Origin of the sequence: Pseudoalteromonas sp. S1612 (assembly GCF_005887175.1) — a bacterium.
Classification (GTDB): domain Bacteria; phylum Pseudomonadota; class Gammaproteobacteria; order Enterobacterales; family Alteromonadaceae; genus Pseudoalteromonas; species Pseudoalteromonas undina.
The window spans coordinates 1-22,819 of the sequence record NZ_PNDH01000014.1 but is presented as its reverse complement, the minus strand read 5'-3'; the positions used below and the strand labels follow the sequence as shown (position 1 = coordinate 22,819).

The 22,819-nt window shown below is 37.8% G+C and carries 26 protein-coding genes and 1 tRNA gene; 5 read left to right on the top strand and 22 right to left on the bottom strand.

What is annotated here, in order from left to right; genetic code table 11:
- Window positions 1-189 precede the first annotated feature (189 nt).
- The 4 genes from CWB78_RS06305 to CWB78_RS06290 form a co-directional block, all read right to left on the bottom strand.
- Window positions 190-987: a replication initiator protein A gene (locus CWB78_RS06305; protein WP_138594701.1), complete on the bottom strand. Its 798-nt coding sequence runs from the start codon at window positions 985-987 to the stop codon at window positions 190-192.
- An 8-nt stretch (window positions 988-995) separates the two neighbouring features.
- The gene (locus tag CWB78_RS06300) at window positions 996-1,196 is read right to left on the bottom strand and encodes a helix-turn-helix transcriptional regulator (RefSeq protein ID WP_033032042.1); all 201 of its coding nucleotides are present in this window, start codon (window positions 1,194-1,196) and stop codon (window positions 996-998) included.
- A 517-nt stretch (window positions 1,197-1,713) separates the two neighbouring features.
- Window positions 1,714-2,091 (bottom strand): hypothetical protein, encoded by a 378-nt coding sequence (locus CWB78_RS06295; protein WP_138594699.1) that lies wholly within the window; start codon window positions 2,089-2,091, stop codon window positions 1,714-1,716.
- A gap of 59 nt (window positions 2,092-2,150) precedes the next feature.
- Window positions 2,151-2,360, bottom strand: coding sequence for a hypothetical protein (locus tag CWB78_RS06290; RefSeq protein WP_090493660.1), 210 nt, complete (start codon window positions 2,358-2,360; stop codon window positions 2,151-2,153).
- 110 nt (window positions 2,361-2,470) lie between these two features.
- Between CWB78_RS06290 and CWB78_RS06285 the strand changes: the two genes are divergently transcribed.
- Window positions 2,471-2,734, top strand: a complete 264-nt coding sequence (locus CWB78_RS06285; protein ID WP_138594697.1) for a helix-turn-helix domain-containing protein — start codon at window positions 2,471-2,473, stop codon at window positions 2,732-2,734.
- A 76-nt stretch (window positions 2,735-2,810) separates the two neighbouring features.
- Here CWB78_RS06285 and CWB78_RS06280 read toward each other — a convergent pair whose 3' ends face one another.
- The gene (locus CWB78_RS06280; protein WP_171040316.1) at window positions 2,811-4,775 is read right to left on the bottom strand and encodes a retron Ec67 family RNA-directed DNA polymerase/endonuclease; all 1,965 of its coding nucleotides are present in this window, start codon (window positions 4,773-4,775) and stop codon (window positions 2,811-2,813) included.
- A 615-nt stretch (window positions 4,776-5,390) separates the two neighbouring features.
- Between CWB78_RS06280 and CWB78_RS06275 the strand changes: the two genes are divergently transcribed.
- Both CWB78_RS06275 and CWB78_RS06270 read left to right on the top strand, forming a co-directional pair.
- Window positions 5,391-5,612, top strand: coding sequence for a hypothetical protein (locus tag CWB78_RS06275; protein WP_138594693.1), 222 nt, complete (start codon window positions 5,391-5,393; stop codon window positions 5,610-5,612).
- Complete coding sequence (locus CWB78_RS06270) at window positions 5,605-6,486, top strand: site-specific integrase (protein WP_138594691.1); 882 nt, start codon at window positions 5,605-5,607, stop codon at window positions 6,484-6,486. The genes CWB78_RS06275 and CWB78_RS06270 overlap by 8 nt, the downstream gene beginning before the upstream one ends.
- Window positions 6,487-6,518: 32 nt before the next feature.
- Here CWB78_RS06270 and CWB78_RS06265 read toward each other — a convergent pair whose 3' ends face one another.
- From CWB78_RS06265 to CWB78_RS06225, 10 genes are all read right to left on the bottom strand, one after another.
- Window positions 6,519-7,034: a hypothetical protein gene (locus CWB78_RS06265; RefSeq protein ID WP_109874059.1), complete on the bottom strand. Its 516-nt coding sequence runs from the start codon at window positions 7,032-7,034 to the stop codon at window positions 6,519-6,521.
- A 144-nt stretch (window positions 7,035-7,178) separates the two neighbouring features.
- Window positions 7,179-7,313 carry a hypothetical protein gene (locus CWB78_RS19065; protein ID WP_259401975.1) on the bottom strand — a complete coding sequence of 45 codons (135 nt, stop codon included), beginning with the start codon at window positions 7,311-7,313 and terminating at the stop codon, window positions 7,179-7,181.
- An 8-nt stretch (window positions 7,314-7,321) separates the two neighbouring features.
- Complete coding sequence (locus CWB78_RS06260) at window positions 7,322-7,816, bottom strand: hypothetical protein (protein ID WP_138594689.1); 495 nt, start codon at window positions 7,814-7,816, stop codon at window positions 7,322-7,324.
- Between the two features lie 67 nt (window positions 7,817-7,883).
- Entirely contained in the window at window positions 7,884-8,210 is a 327-nt protein-coding gene (locus CWB78_RS06255) for a hypothetical protein (protein WP_138594687.1), read from the bottom strand.
- Complete coding sequence (locus CWB78_RS06250; RefSeq protein WP_138594685.1) at window positions 8,182-9,261, bottom strand: hypothetical protein; 1,080 nt, start codon at window positions 9,259-9,261, stop codon at window positions 8,182-8,184. Before CWB78_RS06250 ends, CWB78_RS06255 begins: the two co-directional genes overlap by 29 nt.
- Window positions 9,251-10,186: an MvdC/MvdD family ATP grasp protein gene (locus CWB78_RS06245; RefSeq protein ID WP_138594683.1), complete on the bottom strand. Its 936-nt coding sequence runs from the start codon at window positions 10,184-10,186 to the stop codon at window positions 9,251-9,253. The genes CWB78_RS06250 and CWB78_RS06245 overlap by 11 nt, the downstream gene beginning before the upstream one ends.
- A 35-nt stretch (window positions 10,187-10,221) precedes the next feature.
- Window positions 10,222-11,190, bottom strand: a complete 969-nt coding sequence (locus CWB78_RS06240) for a hypothetical protein (protein WP_138594681.1) — start codon at window positions 11,188-11,190, stop codon at window positions 10,222-10,224.
- A 203-nt stretch (window positions 11,191-11,393) separates the two neighbouring features.
- Window positions 11,394-11,470 (bottom strand) — tRNA-Ile (locus CWB78_RS06235).
- Between the two features lie 277 nt (window positions 11,471-11,747).
- Window positions 11,748-11,906: a YqaE/Pmp3 family membrane protein gene (locus CWB78_RS06230; RefSeq protein WP_008466367.1), complete on the bottom strand. Its 159-nt coding sequence runs from the start codon at window positions 11,904-11,906 to the stop codon at window positions 11,748-11,750.
- Window positions 11,907-11,970: 64 nt separating this feature from the next.
- The gene (locus tag CWB78_RS06225; RefSeq protein ID WP_138594679.1) at window positions 11,971-12,540 is read right to left on the bottom strand and encodes a BON domain-containing protein; all 570 of its coding nucleotides are present in this window, start codon (window positions 12,538-12,540) and stop codon (window positions 11,971-11,973) included.
- A gap of 313 nt (window positions 12,541-12,853) precedes the next feature.
- Here CWB78_RS06225 and CWB78_RS06220 point away from each other — a divergent pair, with 313 nt between their 5' ends.
- Window positions 12,854-13,519 carry a LiaF domain-containing protein gene (locus tag CWB78_RS06220; RefSeq protein WP_138594677.1) on the top strand — a complete coding sequence of 222 codons (666 nt, stop codon included), beginning with the start codon at window positions 12,854-12,856 and terminating at the stop codon, window positions 13,517-13,519.
- A 46-nt stretch (window positions 13,520-13,565) separates the two neighbouring features.
- Here CWB78_RS06220 and CWB78_RS06215 read toward each other — a convergent pair whose 3' ends face one another.
- Entirely contained in the window at window positions 13,566-13,982 is a 417-nt protein-coding gene (locus CWB78_RS06215) for a VOC family protein (protein ID WP_138594675.1), read from the bottom strand.
- Between the two features lie 236 nt (window positions 13,983-14,218).
- On the opposite strand from CWB78_RS06215, the gene suhB reads away from it, so the two are divergent.
- A complete protein-coding gene (gene suhB / locus CWB78_RS06210) occupies window positions 14,219-15,022 on the top strand; it encodes an inositol-1-monophosphatase (RefSeq protein ID WP_054202669.1) in 804 nt (267 codons plus the stop codon).
- A gap of 49 nt (window positions 15,023-15,071) precedes the next feature.
- Here the strand turns inward: suhB and CWB78_RS06205 are convergent, their stop codons facing one another.
- The 6 genes from CWB78_RS06205 to queA all read right to left on the bottom strand — a co-directional run bounded on the left by CWB78_RS06205 (window position 15,072) and on the right by queA (window position 22,488).
- Window positions 15,072-16,859, bottom strand: coding sequence for a GGDEF domain-containing protein (locus tag CWB78_RS06205; RefSeq protein ID WP_138594673.1), 1,788 nt, complete (start codon window positions 16,857-16,859; stop codon window positions 15,072-15,074).
- A gap of 132 nt (window positions 16,860-16,991) precedes the next feature.
- Window positions 16,992-17,939, bottom strand: coding sequence for a protein translocase subunit SecF (gene secF, locus CWB78_RS06200; protein ID WP_013465987.1), 948 nt, complete (start codon window positions 17,937-17,939; stop codon window positions 16,992-16,994).
- 9 nt (window positions 17,940-17,948) lie between these two features.
- On the bottom strand, window positions 17,949-19,808 hold the full coding sequence (gene secD / locus CWB78_RS06195) for a protein translocase subunit SecD (RefSeq protein WP_138594671.1): 1,860 nt from the start codon (window positions 19,806-19,808) through the stop codon (window positions 17,949-17,951).
- Between the two features lie 19 nt (window positions 19,809-19,827).
- A complete protein-coding gene (gene yajC / locus CWB78_RS06190) occupies window positions 19,828-20,163 on the bottom strand; it encodes a preprotein translocase subunit YajC (RefSeq protein WP_010391747.1) in 336 nt (111 codons plus the stop codon).
- A 26-nt stretch (window positions 20,164-20,189) separates the two neighbouring features.
- Entirely contained in the window at window positions 20,190-21,317 is a 1,128-nt protein-coding gene (gene tgt / locus CWB78_RS06185; protein ID WP_054202633.1) for a tRNA guanosine(34) transglycosylase Tgt, read from the bottom strand.
- A 139-nt stretch (window positions 21,318-21,456) separates the two neighbouring features.
- Window positions 21,457-22,488 (bottom strand): tRNA preQ1(34) S-adenosylmethionine ribosyltransferase-isomerase QueA, encoded by a 1,032-nt coding sequence (gene queA / locus CWB78_RS06180; protein ID WP_138594669.1) that lies wholly within the window; start codon window positions 22,486-22,488, stop codon window positions 21,457-21,459.
- Window positions 22,489-22,819 lie beyond the last annotated feature (331 nt).

The window sequence follows — 22,819 nt, the reverse complement described above, 5'->3', positions numbered from 1 at the left end:
AGCGTTTATTTATATATTTAAAATACGTTTCACAACCTCGCCCGTTTGGTGCTTAAAATATGTAGTAAATACAACGCTTCCAGAAGAGATAAAAAATCAAAAGTACGACTCATAAAAACTAAAAGTACGATGGTTTGGATCAAAAGTACGATACTATCCAAAATCAAAAGTACGACGGTTATCTGGCTTTTACCCTTTTCGTAAACGTTCAATTTCAAACTTTGCAAGCTGTCTTCTGCCACTTTCATTATCGCGAAAAATGAGTACGTTATCGCTCTCAACCCTAAGTCGATAATCTAAAATTTTTTTAAGTTTTTGGATACGGTTCTTTAAGGCTGATAGCGGTAGTCTTACACCGATCCTTTCTCGTAAATTATCTAACTTGATAACTTGCTTAGAAGGTCTACCACAGCGCTTCCGGCAGACTTCATAAAGTCTGCGATCAAATGGTTTGGATAATTGAAAGTAATCATCATGTAATGTTAAGACATCATTGTCATCAACCGTCTCAATGAGCCAATCGGGCAATGTTACTTGCCAGCGTCTTAAACCACTACCTTCGATTAACTTAAAGCCTTCGATGAGGCCCATACTTTCCAAAAATCTTCGGCCATTAAACTTATAATCAGTAGTGATTAAAGTTCCTGCGAGTCGATATAAAGCCTTTTCAACAAGTTTATACTCTTTTCCTGATGTTCCTCTCCCTGTAGCCTTTAGGAGATCATAGGTGTTGAAGCGAACCGTGTTACTAAGCTCTAATTTAGCATTTTTTGCAGCCATGATATGGCTTAAGCAATAAATAAGTATTTCTTTATCTTTGATGGTTGCTCGACCCAAGACGCTTGGAACAATTTTTATCGATACGCCTTTATATGAAAAATCCAAAACACCTTTAGATTTGCCGTCTAATGCAAACACAGGCCACACCATTGAAAACATATCTGATTTCAAATTGACATGAGTCATTTTGCATTCGAAATGCGCCATAGCTAGCGTTACTTATTTCTTGGTTGAGAAGCTAACCAGTTGTGAAAGTCTTCAACAGGAAAGAGTAATCGAGCGCCAATTTTAATATGTGGTGGTAATGGGTAATTACCACAGCCTTGTTTGTTCTTAGAGATTTGATTAAAAAGAGCTTGTTTGCTGATAAAAAGTAAGTCGGCTACTTCTTCTGAACGATAAAATACCTTTTCCATTATATTGACCTCAAAGCGTAAGCGTTGAGCTCAATTATTAGCTCAACACATTATTAATTAGTTGAGCGATAATGGTAATTAAGTGATCAGATAGTTGTCCTTGAAAAGCTAGGGGAACTTTCAGGGGGTTTTTGATGTTTTAGGGACAAAGTGAAAAGATTTAGTAAACGAAAAAGAATAACTTTATGATTTTTATCTATATTATTTTTTAAAGTGGGGATCGGCTAGTGAAAATACCTACAAAAAAATTTTCTTGATAATCTTTTTAAGTAGGCTTTTGGAGAGGTCTACGTAATATCACTTACATTTAAGATAAAACAAAACAGCGAAGAAGCTCACAAGACTTAAAATCAAAGCGCAACCAGCGAGTACAGGAGCCATGTCTAAATCAAGCCTTCTTTAATTGCTGTGAAAAGGTCATTTTTCAGCTTGTCGTAGCGTCGAGTAGCGCGAATCACTAACACCATTAAAATCCACATTTGAAACCATTCGTATAATGTCATAACTGCAATCTCTGCTAATGCTTTGCACTTGAGTATAGAAAAGATCCTTCCCAATTGCACAAAGCAATAATCCACTCACTAATATTTTGTTGTTTCTTCTCATTACTACCCATGAACGGGAAGGTGATTTCTTTGCTTCGAGATTTGAAATGATTGAAAGGCTCTAACCTAATATCCCAAACCTCACCTATTTCATTTGTGACATCGAAAGCCAGTGCTTTCTGAGAAATCAAAGCAAAAAAGATTTCCTGCTCTGACTGCACTTCTTTCTCAAATGATAGCCCTAATGGTTCACATTCAGTTTCGATACCAGCTAAGCGGCTTTTAAACTCAGCTACTACAGGTATAAATGGCCTTAACTCAACATTTTTGTATAGTTCTAAAAGTAACATACATTGCTCCTTAAAATTAGGCATGCCTAATTTTGAACACTTCCCTATTCTTTAAGTGATTAGTAATAGGTGTCGTAAAGCTCTCCACGTGATTGTGCATCTTCAGCTTCTTCACGCGACATAAATTCACCATCAGCGATAATATTGCCCATACCATCATTCAATTGATCTAGTTGCTCGTTTTCGTTCGACGACTGCTCATCACTTGTAAATATACTTACCAGCAAGTAGATAGCCCCGACCAATACACACACAAACGTTTCAAGCATATTCATTCCTCCAAACTAAATTCGTTACAAAGCAAAACTAAGGATTCCTTAGTATCTAGATTCAATTAAAGCTAAGAAACTCTTAGTTTTCAAGCTAAGAACAATAAATAATGAAAACTAATGACGAATCACCATTTCCAAAGCGCTTAAAAGAGGCAAGAAAAGCCAAAGGGCTATCACAAAAACAGTTGGGAATTTTGGCTGGAATAGATCAGTTTGCAGCATCAGCAAGAATGAACCAGTACGAAAAAGGTGTACATGCTCCTGACTTTAAAACTGTGAAAGCACTTGCTGATATTTTAGAAGTGCCAACTGCGTACCTGTATTGTATCGAAGATGAGTTAGCGGTGAAGATTTCACTTTGGTTTAGTTAATAGCTTAACTACTTCTTATAAAATTAGTTTTTGGTAATTTGAACTTTTTATTGTCACTAAAAAGGTTTAATAAATCTTAATCAAGGTTCTGCTTATCATAGCTTTTAATAATATCAGCTATGTCAGCTAATATTGGCTGAAATTCATCAAAGTTTATTTTATCTTTTTTAGGTTTGATAACATACTCGGAAAAGTAGGCCTTACCATAGTGCTTACTTGAATCTAACCCTTTATTTTTCTTATAAAAAACTTTCCCTTCTAACTTTTCATCTAACACTGACTTATCAAATAGGTCTTCTATATCTTTTATCTCATTACCACTGCTGTCCTTATCTGGAATAGGGACAATATAAACATTTTCAAAGTAATAATACTTATGTCTGTGTTGTGCCTTCACCTTTTTTGCTTTTCTTGTTTGATCTCGAATCTTTTTAGCCTTCTCAATAAAACCTTGCCCTGCACCATCGTTGTCCACGATAAAAATAACGGGGTATTCTTTTCCTTCACATTTATAAAAGCTCATAAAACGTTTATAAATACTGATTAAATACTCTAACCCTGGAGTGCCTTCGGCAAGTCTTAACATATCAGTATTAGTTGGCGTCCTGTTAAAGAAAGAAACCTGTTGAGAGCCAGAGCTATTTTTAGCTAATTGAGGAAATGTATTGGCAAGCCTATCAATTGCACATTTTAAATAAATATTATCTGTCTTGCCCTCACCTATGATTAGCGGTTTTTTCAAAGCATAAAAATATTTATAGAATAGCACTTTACCATAAAGGTTTTTAATGCCGTCTAGCGCAATAACGTGGTTATCATCTTCATAAGATTCTGACCTATCAACTGTTGGAAACGTTATGCTTCCATTTGATTTTGTCCTAATACCATTATGAATATCAGGTCTAAAACCTTTACGTACAAATTTATTACGATAAGACTTTATATTAAAAACATAAGCAAGCATTCCAATAAGAGGGTCTACTGACTCTATCTGTTTTACTTTCTTTTTTGCTGATGTCGCTCTTACTACCCGTCGAAAAAGAATTGAGTAAAGGCGTTGATACAAGCTTTTTTTTGATTCATTCCTGATTTTAGATGTACTAGGGGCTGGTCTATAGTAGAAACCATATTTAAACAGACTATGGGCCATCGCCCTAACATTTCTATAGTACACACTCCGTACATTTACTTTTTTATTAACAGTAAGCCCTGTAACTTCCTGAGAAGAAGTTTTGTATTGCATTCGACACTTTTTTGAATTTATCTGGAAGCCTGATTTGATTATTGACGCTTCTACTTCCTTACCTAGCCGCCAATTCTCTCTTCCAAATCCAAAACGAGGCTTAATAGCTATTTCTTTAGGAAACAATTTCTGATTTGTTGAAAATGTTAAATCATCAACATATCTAGTGTAAATACAGCCATACTTCTTCGCTATGCTCAACAACTCAATATCTAAACTTTTGCAAATGAGATTTGAAATAACTGGCGAGGCAGGACCACCTTGGGGCAACTCATTTTCAAAACAAGCTATTTGTGCAATAAGAGTTGCAACTTTTGGATGTAACCTAAATTTTTTATTTTTTATGAAAAATCCCCTTACACGTCCAAAATTAAACGATGGGAAAAATGATTTAATATCTATGTTATAAACATAACGCTTATTTGTATGCATAGAAGCATTTGATGCTATAGATAATCCTTTTTCGTAGCCATGAGAGATTGACTTTTTAGCTCTTTCTGATTGAGGTAAGTGCTTATTCTCTCCTTTGAAGGATTTTATGCTCTGGTTTGCAGGCTTTAATTCATCAGAGCACGAATACAGTAGATCGGCTAGTTTTCTTTGAAGTGCTTTTAATTTTTCGCATGGCTTAGATATTGTTCGTTTGCCTCCAGATTTTTTTGCTACATCAAAACAAGTGTACTTATCTTCATCAGGTATTTTGAATAAGATAAACGCGAGAGACTTTGGTTTGTAACCTAAAATAGGGGCAAAGTCATTTATCGACTTACTTTTTCTTAGGGCTTCCAGCTTAGACAACCATTTAATCCTTTAGGCTATTACTTAATTTAGAGGGCTTACGGGCACTCTTTTGCGAAATGATGATAGGACGAATTGTCAACATACCCGGACGAGCCGATAAGGTAGCAGACACAAAGTAACATATAAATCAAAAACTGCGATACGCAGTCCAAATCTGCCCGTAAGCCTTCTGAAAATATCAAAAAGACCCCTATAGTTCAATACAATAAAATGAGGCATCATGAGCAATTGCCTCCTCTTTTCTGGGCTTCGCCCATACCCCGCTATGTAGAAGCCTAAAACAGGCTTGCACATAGCGGGGTATGGGCTCTTGAGCATCTTACACGCAGATTTTTATTTGCAGATTGAAATATTAATTAAAGCTGCTAATCTAAATGTTAATCAAGCCCTACGGGCAAGAAAAAAACAGGCGCTTTCCTGCTGCCTTCAACACGTTGTTACATTCTCTGTAACACCCATTTCAGAAGCTTTCAGCTTCATTATAAAACCAAGTCTTTTGATTTTTAGGCGCGATCAGTCCGAGCCTTACGCATGCGTAAAACAGGGGCGAATAGGCGTTAGCCGCTGAGCTTAATCAGCCAGTTTTTCTTACAATCACATCGGAGAATAACTATGACCTTTAATGCTAAAGCAGAAGCACTGCGCCTAAAAAATGAGAAAAAATTGATCAGTAAAAAACGATTTAAGTCATCCAAACTAGATAAACATAAACAACGGCTTTTAGCTCTTTACGAAGAAGGTACGAATATAGCCAACCTACAAAGATGGCTTTTGCGTAAAGGAGTGAGAGCACATTGGACAACTGTAAAACGGTGGGTCGATAAAAATGCCTAAGTTCGCAAAACCAGAAACGCAAGCGGAAAAGCTAGCTAAAAACTTATTTAAGCACAAAATTATTAAATCTCTAGGTACTGCTCGAAGTTATAAAGCTGCACTTATAAAAATAGCTCGGTGGTCAAAAGATATTGGAATTAATGGTGTACAGGGTATGAGCCTTCAAGATGCTTATAAATATCTTGATTACCGCAGTGAGTTTGCTGGTCAAAAAACGTTGGATATGGAACGGCAAGCAATTCAAGCTATGTTTAAACTCAGTGGCAAACTTGGCCCTAAAGAAACGCTGACCGTAATAAAATCCGAAAAAGAGATAATCGAAAAGTCTCGCGCATATACTCCTGCTCAAGCTCACGCAATCAGTGAACATCAAACTAGAAAATATAATTTATCTACACAAATAGCCTACGCAGCAGGGTTAAGAGCTCATGAACTTTTAACAATTGCCAGAGTATCAGAGCGAAAAGCTGATAGCCGTCCAGCGCTAGACAGCAAATGGCTTGGTCGAGAAGGTTGTATTTATACAGTGAAAGGCAAAGGCGGCCTAATCCGAGAGGTATTAATACCTAACGCATTAGCTATACAGCTGGAACAAAGGCGCTTAGCACAGCCTATAACGGTTCGTGATAGGGAAATTAACTATTTGCAACGTTATGATATTGGTGGTGGTCATAAATGGTCATGCTCATTCTCGAAAGCATCTAGCCGCACACTATTTTTTTCTAATGGCGGTCATGGCCTTAGGCATAGTTACGCACAAGAGAGAATGAATGAACTAAAAAACTTAGGCTTTAATAGGGCAACAGCTCTCGAAACTGTGTCGCAAGAGCTAGGCCATTTCAGGGCTGAGATTACTGAGGTTTACTTGAGATAGAAATTCAGACCGTTAAATACACTTTTGTTTCGTTAAGTTTTGCAGAATTTTAAGTCTTTAAAATCTATTTCCTTTTTTTTCATTACTTTTGCTGACTCAAAGAAAATAAATAGTTTTTTCGATTTATTACTATCAAGAAGTTCCTTTTGCCCCTTCAAACTGAGAAAAGCAACTGATGTAGAATTAGGCTTTACCTCTCTATCTTCGTGCAAGAGATTAAATTTTTGGTTTGTGGCTGTAAAGCCACTCAGCGTATTGCCTTTAAAATCAGCTTGTAGCCTCCGATTCACTTGAGAAATCAGTTCCAAATCTAAAAATTTTCCATCTTCACCAACTACACCAAACCCCTCCACAAAACAACTGGTCTGTCCCGTATTTAAAATAGTAAGCTTTAATGCATCGGCAGGCCCATCTGCTAAAGCCATTAAAACAACACTGTAGTCAATTTCAAATTTAGGCTTACCCCGCCTGTAAGTAAAAGTTGCAAGGGTTGCTCCATACAGCGCAACTGTAAACATTAATATGTCTTTGATTAAAGTAGTATCCATACTTGCCATCCATTTAAAAATTAATTGTTCATTTATAACTTAAACTAATAACACATCTTATGTAAAAATTATCAATATAAAATAAAAACAATCTCTTGAAAGCTAGTTAACCTTATACGAGCTTCTCGTATAAGGTTAATTAGCTTATTGATTTCCAGAAGAAGGTTGTGGCGGCTTAACTTTTGGCATTGGAGTAGATGTGCTAGATGGTGGTAATTGTTTGTTCGTTTGGCTTGGCTGATACGGCTGATGTTGATTATTTTCTTTTGAGTTAGACATTAATATCCTTAATTAAAATAAGTTGATTTCAAATATGCATCTGTATCTCTTTCAGCTAATGACAAAGAACTTGCATCTTTTGGAAGAGTTAGTCCACCTAAAAATTTATTTTCAGATGCCAATGAGTCTTCTTTAAGCTCAGACCATTTCGTATGTATTTGCTCTTCTGTCCACTTACCTTCAGCGACAAAATACCAATCACGTTCAGCCCTAAGAGCTATTAAAGATAGTGCATCCCCCAACTTGTTCAAGGCCATAAGTCTTTTTTTATAAGGTAATAGTGGCTTTATAGCTGTCACAACTTGAGATATTGCTATAATCAAAGCCCAAATGAACTGATATTCTTTCCACAAAGCCCAAGCTGCAATGCTTGAAGAAGAAGTCACCGCCAAAAACATATTTATATATTGATCATTTTTACTTTGCTTAACAGCATAATGCTGTACGTAATAAACATGTACTTTTAATTCTTTTAATTGGTTCCAGTATTTCTGTTGGTACATAGCTTCTACTTATCGTTAATATTAACCTATCAGGCCACATTTGCCCTATTCATTCCACATTTCTCTATTAATGCTTAGACTCTAAATTATCATTAAGATACATCTCATCTTGATCAGATGGTTCAATAACCCTAGTCTGGAGTGTTGAATCTAAGTAAAGTTCATCCCTGTCTGATGGTTCTAACGTTTTCGTAATAGTAGTATCATCAATGAGGAAGATAGAATCATTGTCAGTTGGTTCTGTAGTATTTGTTTGTAATGTCCAATCTAAATGAAGCTCATCTTGATCTTGATTTTCAACTGTAAATGTTAATACTGTTGAGCCATCATCTTTAAGCTTTGATTTAGTAATTAAGCGAAGCTCTTCACTGTAGTTCATGATGTATGGTTTCATCTTTTTCCTTAATTTTTACTAGTAATATATTTTTGTCAAACAAATCATTATTTACTTCAACTACTGAGTACCTATTAGATAACTCTAATGCTTTAATAATGAACTTTATTGAGTTCTTTCCAACTTGGTTTGACTTTGAGAGGATGAATAAAACATCACTATTTGAGTTAATTTTTTTAGACAAATGTAATAGCTCTATAGCTGAAAACTTACCCTGTTTATCAAAAATTGTGAATTCATTTAAGTTTTCTTTTCCATCATTTTGTATTAAATCAAAGTCTGAACTAAATGGTAAATATGTTACAAGTAAGAGCAGTAAAAAGCTGACAGAAACGCTTCTAAAAAATTGCTTTTCTATATTTTTAACTAGTGTTGCAGAAGCTAATTGCTCATCTTGAGCGCTCTGCCAATCAAGGTAAACTCCCTTTACAAATAAGAGCCAGCTCGGTTTAGTTTTAAACTCACCAAACTTACTCTTATGAGCACCTTTTACTTTAAGATACTTACGCAATAAAATTAATAGACTTGATAAAGATAAAGTTGAAAGAAGCAACAGTGACCACAACAACCAACTTAGTGGATGTGCTGAAAACTTCAAGCATGATTGAAACAAAAAAGCTATAAAACCAGTATAAACAAGTGCTATTGCTATGTAGTTATTTACTTTATTATTTAGGATATTGATACTGGCCTGACACTGATCATGCTTGTGTTTTAAAAACTCCAATCTGAGCTCATTATTTCCATTATCGTCGGGTAGTTGATCTAAAGAATTGACTAATTCGCTCAACTCAGATTTTGTTTTTTTTGGTTGAATTTCATGAATCTCTAGAAGTTCAAATAAGCTAAACTTTGTTGAAGGGCTATAGGTAGCGAAATACCAGTATGAATCACCTAACGGTATTGCAATAAGTGAAAACCTTAAATCATTAATTTGACTAATTGAATCAAAATCTTCATCTCTTGATAGATGAAGTACGGGCAAAAAGTTTAGAATATTACAAATAAATAAGCCTAACTTTTGCCATATCGTTCTCTTACTAATCTCCACTCAAATCTCCTGAATTCCCTGCGAGAAAATCAATAATAGCACCTGAAATATTTAAACCTGTTTCAAACTCTAACCATGCCCACTGACCATTGGCATTCATTTCCAAAAAGAACCAAAGATCATCTTTGATAATAAAATCAAAACAACCAAACTTCATACCGCAAAGCCTCATAAACTCAAAACACTGCCGCTTAATCTGATCTGGGATTTGATAAATAGAATATTTAACTTTATTGTTTGGCTTGCGCCAATCAACGTTATTAACAGAGCTTATTTTTACAGAAAAAACTAATTCATTAACTACAGTAACCCTCACCTCAAAGTCTTTATCGATGTAATCTTGCAGGTATACCGGTGAATAATGAAATAAATCTGTTTTTATAGATGGATCAATCATATTTGTTTGTACATACTCTTTGACTGATCCAGAGCTGACTTCACCTACAGCTATAGGTTTTATAACACCTTTTCGGCTTGTAAATTGATCTAGAGCTGTACTTGAATTAGTGATTGAAAGCGTGGGAGTAACAAAACCTACTTTACTGATCAATGATGCTTGGTATACCTTATTATTAGCCTTACGCATAATTGATGGTTTTGAAAGGACAAGTCCACTAAAGCTCTCAGCTATTCCTTCAATGAAACTGTAAGTTTCCTTATGCATGTAACCATGGTATTTATTTTCAAAAATACCATGCAAATTTTCCATTGATGGTTTTCTAAAATATATAGAATGACAGGATGAACTAGTTATATTTTCTGTCGAATTCCTAATCTCAAATCCTTGCTGAGTGAATGTAATCTGATATTTAGAAAATCGATCTACATCAAGACGAAAAAATTTAAAATTTCTATATTTATCTACAAGATAATTACATGTTTTATCATAACTACTTGTTATTATAAGAATTTTACTTTTCGTCACCCTTCTCTCCCAGAACTTATTTAGATAAATTTCTCTTATGCATCTTTATATTGCTTATCCCAAACATGTTTAAGGGAGTCATTGCAATCAGGACAAATTGTTCCAAAGAGTTTATTGTTTATTAAATATTTAGAGTAATGACCACAGTATTCAGCTGTATGAGCTTTTAACTCTTCCTGCCACTCTCTTAATTTCGTTAACTCACTCTCAACAGTATTAACTTGAGCAGTTAATTGAAGTAAAAATTCTTTATGCTGGGTAAGCCGCTCTATATATAAATCGAAACCACTTAGAAATTCATCAATCAAGTCCCTATCATCTGAATCGAATATCCCTGCCTCTATAGAATCTCTCTCTTTTGAAAATGACAGAAAGTCGGTCAATTCTTGATACTGTAGGGAAGTATCAAAGAATTTAACCTTACTTGAATACTCTCCTAACTTCATTTTAATCATACTCTTAGACTCACTTGGACAGCATATAACTTCGATATCATCGTAATTAAATCGAAAGCCAATGTCATCGACATATCGCCACTCTCTTTCCCAAGAAAAGCCTTGTCTTTGTGACTTTTCCCCTAATGGGTGAACCAAAGGAGCAAGCAAATCAATAAATTCCCTAGAGCTAACGGAAAGGCTCTCTGAACTTTTAATTTGAAGCAGCTTGCCTAAGGTTGTATTATCTAAATAGGCAGTTGGCCTTACTCCTTCTTCTACCATAAATGCCTTTTTGAACCCTATGCCATAAACCATGTTCTCAGAACTTCTTCTTTTAGAAATCTCAATAAATGCACCGATTGCGTGAACTGGTGTTTCAGTGAAACAGGCAATCTTATGATTGAAACTAGACTTTTTAGCTCCCTGAGGCACTAAAGCATTTATGAGGCCTTCTGATTCATGCCTCCCTGAATTTAAAATGCTATTAAAGCTTTTTTCACTTGTCATATGTATCAAGTAATCAGACATATCAGGCTTAACTATTTGATCAATTTCAAAAGTTTTCATCAATCCTCCATGACTTATTTTTCTAGTTAGAGGAAATCAGTATAGCTAAATACAACTTGCAACACAGCTGATATTGGAGTTATCAGCATAAACTAAAACTTAATATTCAAGATAAGCTATTCACCTGCTATGATAAAAAGTAGCACAGAGGTAGCACAGGGTAATTTTTGTTAGTAGGTATTTACTTGGAAAGCTTGTAAAAGTGGTGGCCCCTCCCAGACTTGAACTGGGGACCTAACGATTATGAGTCGTGTGCTCTAACCAACTGAGCTAAGGGGCCATCTTTGTATAACTGTAAGCAGTTAATTTTTGAAGCGTTTAGCCACAGAGCGACTAAAGCGGGTTGCAGTATAAAAAGTTTTTAGGGGCTTGTCACTAGCAAAAAGCTTTATTTTAACAATCAAGGGGCTAACTGCTCAAATAGTAGGCTTTGAGGTTTTGTTAGTGATGAGTTTTGTAAAATAAGTCCATTTATTAATAGCAGCCTGAGTAACTAATACACATACCTTTGGGAGCACTTAGCAACTCAGTATTAAATGTCCTGCTATGCTGCTACATTATTTTTTGGCGATAATATAAATCGCATGAATTAATCCTGGGAAATAGCCGAGCAAAGTTAGCAAAATATTTAACCAAAAATGCATCCCTAGTCCTACCTGTAAAAACACACCCAGTGGTGGTAATAAAATAGAAAAAATAATTCTAATGATATCCATAATTTAATCCTTATAATGTTAGCAAAGCAAAAAGCCCAGCAGGGCTGGGCTTTAGTATAGTGTATTATTCTGCAATAACAGTTAATTCATCAACTACCTTGCGAACATCTTCAGCGTTTTTAGCAATTTCCAGCGCTAATTGCTTTTCAGCATCAGACTCAACTGTACCTTTAAGAGTTACCACACCATTATCGGTATCAACATCAATGTCTGTACCACCTACTTCAGAATCAAATAAGTAACGTGTTGTGATCACTGTAGTGATTTTAGCATCGGTTAAATCACTTTCAGTGTCGTTACCCATCATTTTAGAATCATGCTTCTTCATGTCGGTGTTTTTTACCACAGTTAGACTGTTTTCAACGTCAGTTACACCATCTAGGCTTAGCACGAGTTCTTCAGCAAGCTCTTTATCTACTTCGCTGTTTACTTTACCTGTTAGCATTACCTTGCCGTTTTTTACGTCCGTGTTGATATCAAAGTTATTTAGATTGGTGTTCATAAGCAATACTGTTTCTGCTTTCCCATCAATCCAAGCATCTTTGCTTTCGTTTTCCCAACTGCTTGCCTGAGCGCCCATTGCGGTTGTTCCTAATACTAGGGCTGCAATCATAGACTTATTAAATGTTTTCATAATCGTTCTCCTTTTGATTAAAGACACTTAAGCTAATGCGAGCATCGGGCCAACATTTTTTAACCTTTAATTTCAATGACTTAATTTAAAATAGTAGATATTGGCTTAAACCTACTAAGTAAACATTTACAGACTATTGCGTAAAAGTTTCTCGAATAGCGAAACTTACTAAATAATTGTATATTTGGTTAATCTGTCGTTAATATAATAAAGAATCAAAAACCCAAAATCATAAACCACTGAATTTAAACAATTTAATATTTGGTATAAGGCTTGCTTTGAAATAACTAGCAACCATAAAAGGATAATTTAAATGTCTGTTAAAATTGAAGACCGCCCTATTGAGCAAGTTCGTGAGCAAGTGATTGATCAGCTCATTTATAACTACAGCCATGGTGTTATTTCTGTAGAAGCATTTGAAAGGCGCTTAGACGACGCCATGGCAGAGAGTGACAATAAAGCACTTATGGATCTCGTTGAAGATTTAACCTTAAATACTGACCAGCAATATAAGGCGCAAAAGCACTCTCAGTTTGCACCTAATTATAGCGCGCAGCATGAGACTGATGAAGAGCCACTTACATTAAGAAGCATTCTTGGTTCAAGTGAACGAAGCGGCCAATGGGTAGTTCCTCAAAACATTTATATAGAAAACTACATGGGGTCAATCAATCTTGATTTTACGGATGCTATTTTTACCCACCAACATGTCACTATTCACGTTAATTGTTATTTTGGCAGCGAAGAAATATATGTACCAGAGCACGTTAATGTAGTTTCTAAAATGTTTTGTATTTTAGGCAGTTTTGAAAATAAAACAGTGTCACTAAATAAGCGCCAAGGGCCAACGATTCACATTGAAGGAAAAACTGTTTTAGGCTCTGTGGAAGTTAAAGTTAAGCGCACTATTAAAGAAAAATTTATTAGCTTTGCAAATGATCTAAAAACTCAGCTTGGCATGAATGGTAAACATTATTAAATATGCTAAACATTGAATGAAGCCATAATAGTTGGCTTCATTCATATTATAAGTCGTTATTTCGCTCACTAGGTACATCACTCATGTACTCTACAAACTCAACTTCAAACCCTGCAGGGTCAATATAATAAATGTTTTTTCTAAATGGATTTACAGCACCTTGCTTACTTATTGCAAAGCCCGCATGTTTTAGGCGCGCTATTACTGCATTTAAGTTATTGGTTACATAGGCAAAGTGTGCCAAACCAATTTGATGTCCTGATAGGTCGCGGTTTTCCCCTTCCCCATGATCGCTTATAGCAATATATTGATCGTTATCACCAAAATGTACCCAGCGCCTTGCTTTACCATACCAAGTTCCTTCCCCCTCACTTCTAATTGACCAATAGGGAAACGCTGCTTGGTAAAACTTAAGCATGGCGTTTATGTCACTAACAACTAAATTTACGTGTTCTAATTTCATAACTTTCTTCCTATTAATTGAATATAGAACATCATAAAACCTCAAGTTAACTTTAGGTAAAGCGCTAATTTACAAATTTATTGTCTGTTTTTATTTCGATAAATATATTGAAAGATCATGCCTGTACAAAAAACACTCACAAGTATTTAGGCTTTATGGTTTACTTTATGGCAAAAACCGCTAAAATACGCCGGCTTAAATATATAAACGTTCTTTTACAACCCAAAGGTAATACCATGCATCCAATGTTAAACATTGCGGTTCGCGCTGCGCGTAACGCAGGCAAGCTTATTCTTCGTGCAAGTGAAGACTTATCAAAAGTTGAAGTGCAACAAAAAGGCACTAATGATTTAGTTACGAACATTGATAAAGAAGCCGAAGCCGTAATTCGTGACACTATTTTACGTTCTTACCCTGATCACTGCATCGTTGGTGAAGAGTTAGGCGAACACAAAGGTAAGGATGCTGATTACCAATGGATTGTTGACCCACTTGATGGCACAACTAACTTCATCAAGGGTATCCCTCATTTCGCAGTATCTATTGCACTTAAAGTTAAAGGTCGTTTAGACCAAGCCGTAATTTACGATCCAATTCGAGGCGAACTTTTCACCGCTTCTCGTGGTCAAGGCGCACAGTTAAACAGCAAACGTTTACGTGTATCTAAAACTGTTGAACTTGCTGGTTCTGTTCTTGCTACAGGCTTTCCTTTCAAACAAAAACATCACTTAGATGCATACTCTGAAGCGTTTAAAGCGTTATTTGTTCACACGGCTGATATTCGCCGTGCAGGCTCTGCTTCGCTAGATATGGCGTATGTTGCAGCGGGTCGTGTTGATGGCTTCTTTGAAATTGGTTTAAAACCTTGGGATACAGCAGCAGGCGAGCTATTAGTTAAAGAAGCTGGCGGCATGATTGTTGATTTTGCTGGCGGTAATAACTACAACGTGAGCGGTAACGTAATCTGTGGTGCACCTAAGCTAACACAGGCAATTGTTCGCGAAATGCGCCCAGTATTATCTGAGTCGTTATTACGTTAATCGTAATTACGTACTAAAAAAGGAGCCTAGGCTCCTTTTTTGCTTTTTGTTAGCCACTTTTTTTACTATTGGATAAACGTACAATAGCAGGAGCCGGCCTTCTTCGATTACATATAAATAAGTAGCTGTGACGATAACGTTTTGCTTCTTTTTTAGCATCTGTGGCTAATGCCGCTACTTGATGGCTATTTTTACACTGCTGTAGATCCGGCTCAACTAAACCTATCGATAATGTAAGTAAAGGTACAAACTGCTTTTCGCCCTCTCGATTAGTTGCCCAATACCCTTTTCCAGCAATATGCTCTGGCGTAAAAAATACGCGTGACTGCAATTCAAATTGCGTGATAATGGTATTACAAACCTCCACCGCATCTTTTTTTTCAAACACCACCATAAAGTCATCGCCACCAATATGCCCGACAAAGTTAGCGCTGTGCGCACACGCTTTTACAGTCACATCGGCCAGAAGTTTTATCACGCTGTCCCCACTGGCATAACCATACAAATCGTTAAATTGTTTAAAATGATTTAAATCGATATAAGCTAGTGAAAATGGCTGTTTATGTTGCAGACGCTGCTCTATTACTTCACTAATTGCCACATTACCCGGTAACATGGTCAAAGGGTTAGCATGTTGAGCGTGGCGGATTTTTTCTGCTGTAATGTGCTTTAGTATGTCTCTGAGCGGTGCCAAGCCTAAATATTTATTGTTGCAGGTGATAACAATATGGCGACGAATATCAAAGTCTTGCTCTGTTATTTGCTGAGAGACAATATCAAGCATTTGATTTTCATCAACCACCAAAGGCTGTTTATCCATTAACTCAGTGACTTCACATTTATCATAAAGTGCATGCCCGTATGGTGCGGCAAACACTTCTGTTAGCTGATCTTTGTGTAACAGCCCTATTGGCTGCTGATTGCTATTTAAAACGGGTAAGCTAATTATGCGTTTGTCTTGCTCAAAAAGCGCATGAGCTTCTTTACAACGCGTATGACTGCTAATGGCAGGCTGAGCAACAGCAAGCACCCCGATAGCCATTGATTGTTCAAACTTTGAACCTGCTTGAGTCGATGTAAATGCTTGTAACTGCTTACAGTTATAGTCATAGTTTGGTTGTTGGCTGGGTCTTTCTAACAAAAATCCCTGAACATGACTTATGCCTATACTTTTAACTAAATCGAGTTCTTCAGTACGCTCAATTCCCTCAGCAATCACCGCTGTATTTGTTGCCCGCGCTAACACCACAATTGATTTTAGAAATTCTTTTTTAACTTCGCTTTGATCGCAATGATCAATAAAGTAACGATCAATTTTTACAATATCTGGGCATAACTGCGACCATTGCTTTAGACCGGAATAACCTGCACCAAGATCGTCAATAGCAATAGTGAAGCCTAGCTCTCGATAATGAGCAATGGTTTTTAACAGTAAAAAGCCATCATCTACTTTTTCTTGTTCGGTGACTTCAATCACCACACGATTAGCCGCAAGACCAAACTGTTCAATTAAATGTAAGGTTTCGCCTTTAGGGTGGCTCGGATCGAGTAGAATTTTTGGGCTGACATTTAAAAATAACTTCCCTTGTAGATTTAGTTTTACAAAGTTTTCTATGGCGCGAGAACGGCATAAAAGCTCAAGCTCTGAGATCAATTGATATTTATGAGCCGTTTCGAATAGCTTATTTGGCATCGCTAATGGGCTATTTTTAGGGCCTCGACTCAGCGCTTCATACCCAATAATAGATTGCTTAGTTATATCAAAAATAGGTTGAAACAAGGTTGTTATTGCCCCTTGTTGTAAAATTGACTCTAAGGCTTTACGTTGCTCAGTCACTACTAGCTCTGATCAAAATTAAATAAGAGTGATAAAATATCAAGCTCGTATGACAATTATATGTCTTACACGCTAAGCAATAAAAAACCGCTCACAAGGAGCGGTTTTTTAAAAAGGATAATTTAATCTCAATTAAGGCATTGAGTCTAAATCGGCACCTTCTTTTTCAATCACCTCTGGTATTAAATCTTCTTTACTTACGCCCATGGCAATAGCCACCGAGCTGGCAACGTAAACTGAAGAATAAGTACCAATAAATACACCAAATAATAGTGCGGTAGCAAAGCCATGAATAGTTTGGCCGCCCCATACAAAGAGTGCAATCAATACTAAAATAGTGGTAATTGATGTAACTAAAGTACGATTAAGTGTTTGCGTAAGTGACAGGTCAATAATTTCAATGGTGTCGTCAATACGTACTTTACGGAAGTTTTCACGGATACGGTCTGATACAACAATGGTATCGTTTAGTGAGTAACCTATCACGGCGAGTATTGCAGCCAAAATAGTTAGGTCAAACTCTAAACCAAGCACCGAGAATAAACCAATCGTAATGATTACATCGTGTAATAGTGCACCCACCGCACCTACAGCAAAGCGCCATTCAAAGCGAAATGCCACGTAAATTAAGATACATATAAGCGCAGTTAACATGGCAAGGCCACCCTGCTCTTTTAAGTCTTCACCTACGCTTGGGCCTACAAACTCAATACGGCGCATTACTACGCTATCATCAGCTTGTTTAAGGGCAGCAATTACTTGGTTACCAATCACTTCTGCTTTTACATCATCACCGCGAGGGGCTAAACGGACCAGTATTTCTTGGCTTGAGCCAAAAAGCTGTACCGATGCATCAGCAAAGTCGTTTTCAGCCAGTACATTACGTACTTTTTTCAGATCGGCAGGTTGTGAAAAACCTACCTCAACTGCTGTACCGCCGGTAAAATCTAAACCGAAATTTAAGCCTTTAACAAAAAGTGACGCCAGCGACGCTATGATTAATAACGTAGAAAAGCCCATTGCCACTTTTCGAAGAGACATGAAACGAAGGGTTTTTCCGCCCAATCTTAAAATTTGCATGTCTGCTCCTTAAATTGAAAGTTTATCAACACGTTTACCACCAATAAATAGGTTGATCACCGCACGGGTACCTACAATTGCTGTAAACATAGAGGTTAAAATACCAATTGCTAGGGTTACCGCAAAGCCTGCAACAGGACCGGTACCAACAGCAAACAAGATAATCGCCGCAATTAATGTGGTGATATTGGCATCAAAAATAGTACTAAAGGCACTATCGTAACCAAAATGAACCGCTTGTTGAGGGCTGCGGCCATCAGCGAGCTCTTCACGAATACGCTCAAATATAAGTACGTTCGCATCAACAGCCATACCAACGGTTAGTACAATACCTGCGATACCCGGCAGGGTAAGCGTTGCACCTGGAATTAACGACATTACACCAATAATAAGTACTAAGTTGGCAGCCAGTGCGATATTCGCAACAAGACCAAAACCTTTGTAGTAAATAAGCATAAAGGCCAGTACAAACGCAAAACCTAAGGCTACAGCGGTCATACCTGCTTCAATGTTTTCTTGACCTAGGCTTGGCCCAACCGTACGTTCTTCTACTATTTGAATAGGCGCAACCAGTGCACCCGCGCGAAGTAGTAAACTTAAGTTATGTGCTTCAGCGGGGTTATCAATACCGGTAATACGGAATGAACGGTCAAGACGCGCTTGAATGGTTGCTACGTTAATCACTTCTTCCACTTTAATTGGTGGAAGTGCTTTACCTTCGCTATCTTTTTTACCCGATGGCTTGTACTCAATAAACACGGTAGCCATACGTTTACCAATAGCACGTTTGGTGAAGGCATTCATTTTTGCCCCACCTTTACTATCGAGTTTAATGCTTACTTGTGGACGCTGGTACTCATCTGCACCTGACTGCGCGCCAGTAATATGGCTGCCTTCAAGAATGATGCGCTTTTTTAGTACCACAGGATAACCATCACGGCTCATGATCATTTCAGTACCCGGTGGGATACGACCTTGAGCAGCGGCGCTTATGTCAGCATTTTCGTCAACTTCACGAAACTCAAGCGTGGCCGTAGCACCTAAAATCTCTTTAGCGCGAGCGGTATCTTGAATCCCTGGTAATTGCACAATAATACGTTCAGCACCTTGGCGCTGTACGTTTGGCTCTGCAACGCCAATTTGGTTGATACGGTTACGAATAATCGTTTCGTTTTGCTTGATAGCATAGTCACGAATTTCCTTTAGCTTTAGCTCACTCATAGTGGCAAAGAATGCGTTATCGTTACTGCTATCATCAATGTAAACGTTTAATGGGTAACGGCTTTCTAAAAAGCGCTCTGCGGCTTCTTTGTCTTCTTCGTTACGCATTTCTACACGCATACGCTCTGAGCCTGCTACACGGCGCACACTACGATAACGTAGTTTTTCTTCGCGCAGGTCGCTACGAAAATCTTGCTCCATTTGCTCAAGCTGATTATCAACCGCAGTGACCATATCGATTTCCATGGTGAAATGTACACCACCACTTAAATCTAGGCCTAACTTCATAGGATTACCGCCAAGCGACTTTAACCAAGCCGGTTGTGCCGGTGCCATATTAATCGCTGAGATATAATCGTTACTTAGCGAGTTACGCAATAAGTCTTGCGCTTTTAGTTGGTCTTCAACATTTTTAAAACGAACAAGAATTTGCCCGTCTTCGAGTTTCGTCGATTTAGCGCTGACGTTATCTTTTTTGAGGATTGCGTTTACTTTGTCTACAACACTGAGGTCGACATCGGTGCCTTTAGCGCCAGAAACTTGTATGGCCGGATCGCGGCCATACAAGTTTGGTGAAGCATATAAAAGGCCAATGGCTAACACAGCTAAAACAAGTAAATACTTCCAAATTGGAAACTTGTTTAACACGGGGCCGTCCTTATTATTTTTATAGCGACTTCATTGTGCCTTTAGGCAGTACAGCAGATACTGCTGATTTTTGTACTGTTACTTCTGCTTGCTCATTTAATGAGATCACGATGAAGTCTTTATCTTCAGCAATTTTTACGATTTTACCCACTAAACCACCTTGGGTTAGCACTTCATCGCCTTTTGCCATCGCGCTCATTAAGCTTTTATGCTCTTTTACGCGCTTTGCTTGCGGGCGGTAAATTAAAAAGTAAAAAACCAAACCAAAAATCGCTAACATAATTAGCATTTCCATACCGCCGCCTGCTGCAGGTGCACCAGCGCTTGCATGCGCGTTTGAAATAAATAAACTCATAATACTTCCTCTTTAATTTTTAAATTTTAATTTGTTGTATCAGCTAGCTCTGGCACTTCTTGGCCTCGGCGAGCGTAAAAATCGTGGACAAATGTCTCTAGTTGACCTTCGCTAATAGCATTACGTAAACCTTCCATAACACGTTGATAGTATCGTAAGTTATGGATAGTGTTTAGTCGTGCACCCAAAATTTCGTTACATTTGTCTAAATGATGCAAGTAGGCGCGCGAATAATTTTTACAGGTATGGCAATCACACTCTGGATCAAGTGGACCAGTATCTGTTTTATGCACTGCGTTACGGATTTTAATGGTACCCGTTGTAATAAATAAGTGACCATTACGTGCATTACGCGTTGGCATTACACAGTCAAACATATCAATACCACGACGAACCGACTCAACTAAGTCTTCTGGCTTGCCTACACCCATCAAATAACGTGGTTTGTTTTCTGGCATTTTATAAGCACAATGATCAAGAATATTAATCATTTCATTTTTAGGTTCACCAACCGATAAACCACCAAGCGCATAGCCATCAAAACCAATCTCTTCAAGGCCCGCTTGTGATTGTGCACGAAGCTCAGGATACATACCGCCTTGAATAATACCAAACAATGCTGATGGGTTGTCGCCATGCCCTTCTTTTGAGCGCTTAGCCCAACGAAGAGAAAGCTCCATAGAGTCTTTGGCTTCTTTTTCAGTGGCAGGATATGGCGTACATTCGTCAAATATCATCACGATATCTGAGCCAAGATCACGCTGCACTTCCATTGATTTCTCTGGCGACATCATAATTTGATCACCATTAACTGGCGATTGGAACATTACGCCTTCTTCAGTGATTTTACGCATTGCGCCAAGGCTAAATACTTGGAAACCGCCTGAGTCAGTAAGAATTGGGAAGTCCCAGTTCATAAAATCGTGTAAATCACCATGCTGTTTGATGATTTCAGTACCTGGACGCAACATTAAGTGAAATGTATTGCCTAAACAGATTTGTGCACCCGTTGCTTTAACTTCATCAGGTGTCATGCCTTTAACCGTGCCATAAGTGCCTACAGGCATAAACGCTGGTGTTTCTATTACACCTCGGTCAAAAATCAAGCGACCGCGGCGTGCTTTGCCATCGGTGCAGTCTAATTCAAATTTCATAATATCCTCTGTGTCGGAAAAACAGTCCAACAAGCTATAATTTAACCGCTCGATTCTACCCTTTTTACCACCCTATTACTATTAGCAGTGATAAATTCACTGTGCTTAGGAGTAAAATAAAAACCGATAACGCTGTAAATTATTTACGGGTCAAAAACATCGCATCGCCATAGCTAAAAAAGCGATACTGTTGTTCAATCGCAGTATTGTAAGCACCCATAATATTGTCTTGCCCTGCAAAGGCACTGACCAGCATAATTAGGGTTGATTCAGGTAAATGGAAGTTGGTGACCATGGCATCAACAACGTTAAATTGATAACCCGGAAAAATAAAGATATCGGTATCGCCAAAGTAAGTATCTAGCTTGCCGCCATGTATTTTTGCAGCCGACTCTAGTGAGCGAACTGAAGTTGTACCTACCGCAATCACACGCCCGCCTTTGGCTTTAGTGCTTGCAACCGCATCCACCACAGCTTGCGGCACTTCAATATATTCAGAGTGCATGATGTGCTCATCAACACTTTCTACCCTAACCGGCTGGAATGTACCTGCGCCAACATGCAAGGTAACAAAGGCCATTTGTACGCCTTTATTTTTAAGTGCAGCCATGAGTTTATCGTCAAAATGAAGACCTGCCGTAGGTGCAGCAACAGCGCCTGGCTTTTCGCCATATACTGTTTGGTATCGCTCTCGGTCCGCTTCATTATCTGGGCGATCAATGTAAGGAGGAAGCGGCATATGGCCAACATCATTTAAAATGTCGAGCACATTTTCACTGCGGTCAAACTCAAGCTCAAATAACGTATCGTGGCGTGCCACCATAATGGCTTTTGCTTTGCCCTCTAAAATGAGTACATTGCCCGGTTTTGGCGATTTACTAGCACGAATGTGCGCAAGAACCCGGTGCTCGTCTAATACACGTTCAACGAGTACCTCAACTTTACCACCAGACTCTTTTTGACCAAACATACGCGCAGGTATAACCTTGGTATTATTAAAAACCAGTAAATCGTTTTCGTTTACAAGCTCAAGTATGTCACTAAATATTTTATGCTCAATCTCACCAGTTGGCCCGTTTAGGCTCAATAAACGGCTACTCGTTCTATCTGCTTTAGGAAAACGAGCAATTAATTCATCAGGTAAGTCAAAGCTAAAATCAGCTACGCGCATTGTTGGTAATCCACATCATTTAAAATCGCGCCAAGTGTATACCCAAACCACCTCAAAATGCGAGTTTCAGTTGGAATTAAAAGCGATTTAGGCAAGGCATTGATTGCAAATAATAGTGGTTCTATTATTAATATCAATAACGCAGTATAAATCGCTTTTAAGCCAACCCGTGGGCGTTTCACAGGGGCATACTCTCATCGTTGCTACTTCTTGAAAGGGACTACCATTACTGCAAAGTATCGCCTTGATATTAAGCCCCTGTGAAGCGCTGAATTCTGCAGTTTGAGGTGATTTGGGTATTTTACTATTTGTATTGAAGCTCAAGATTACC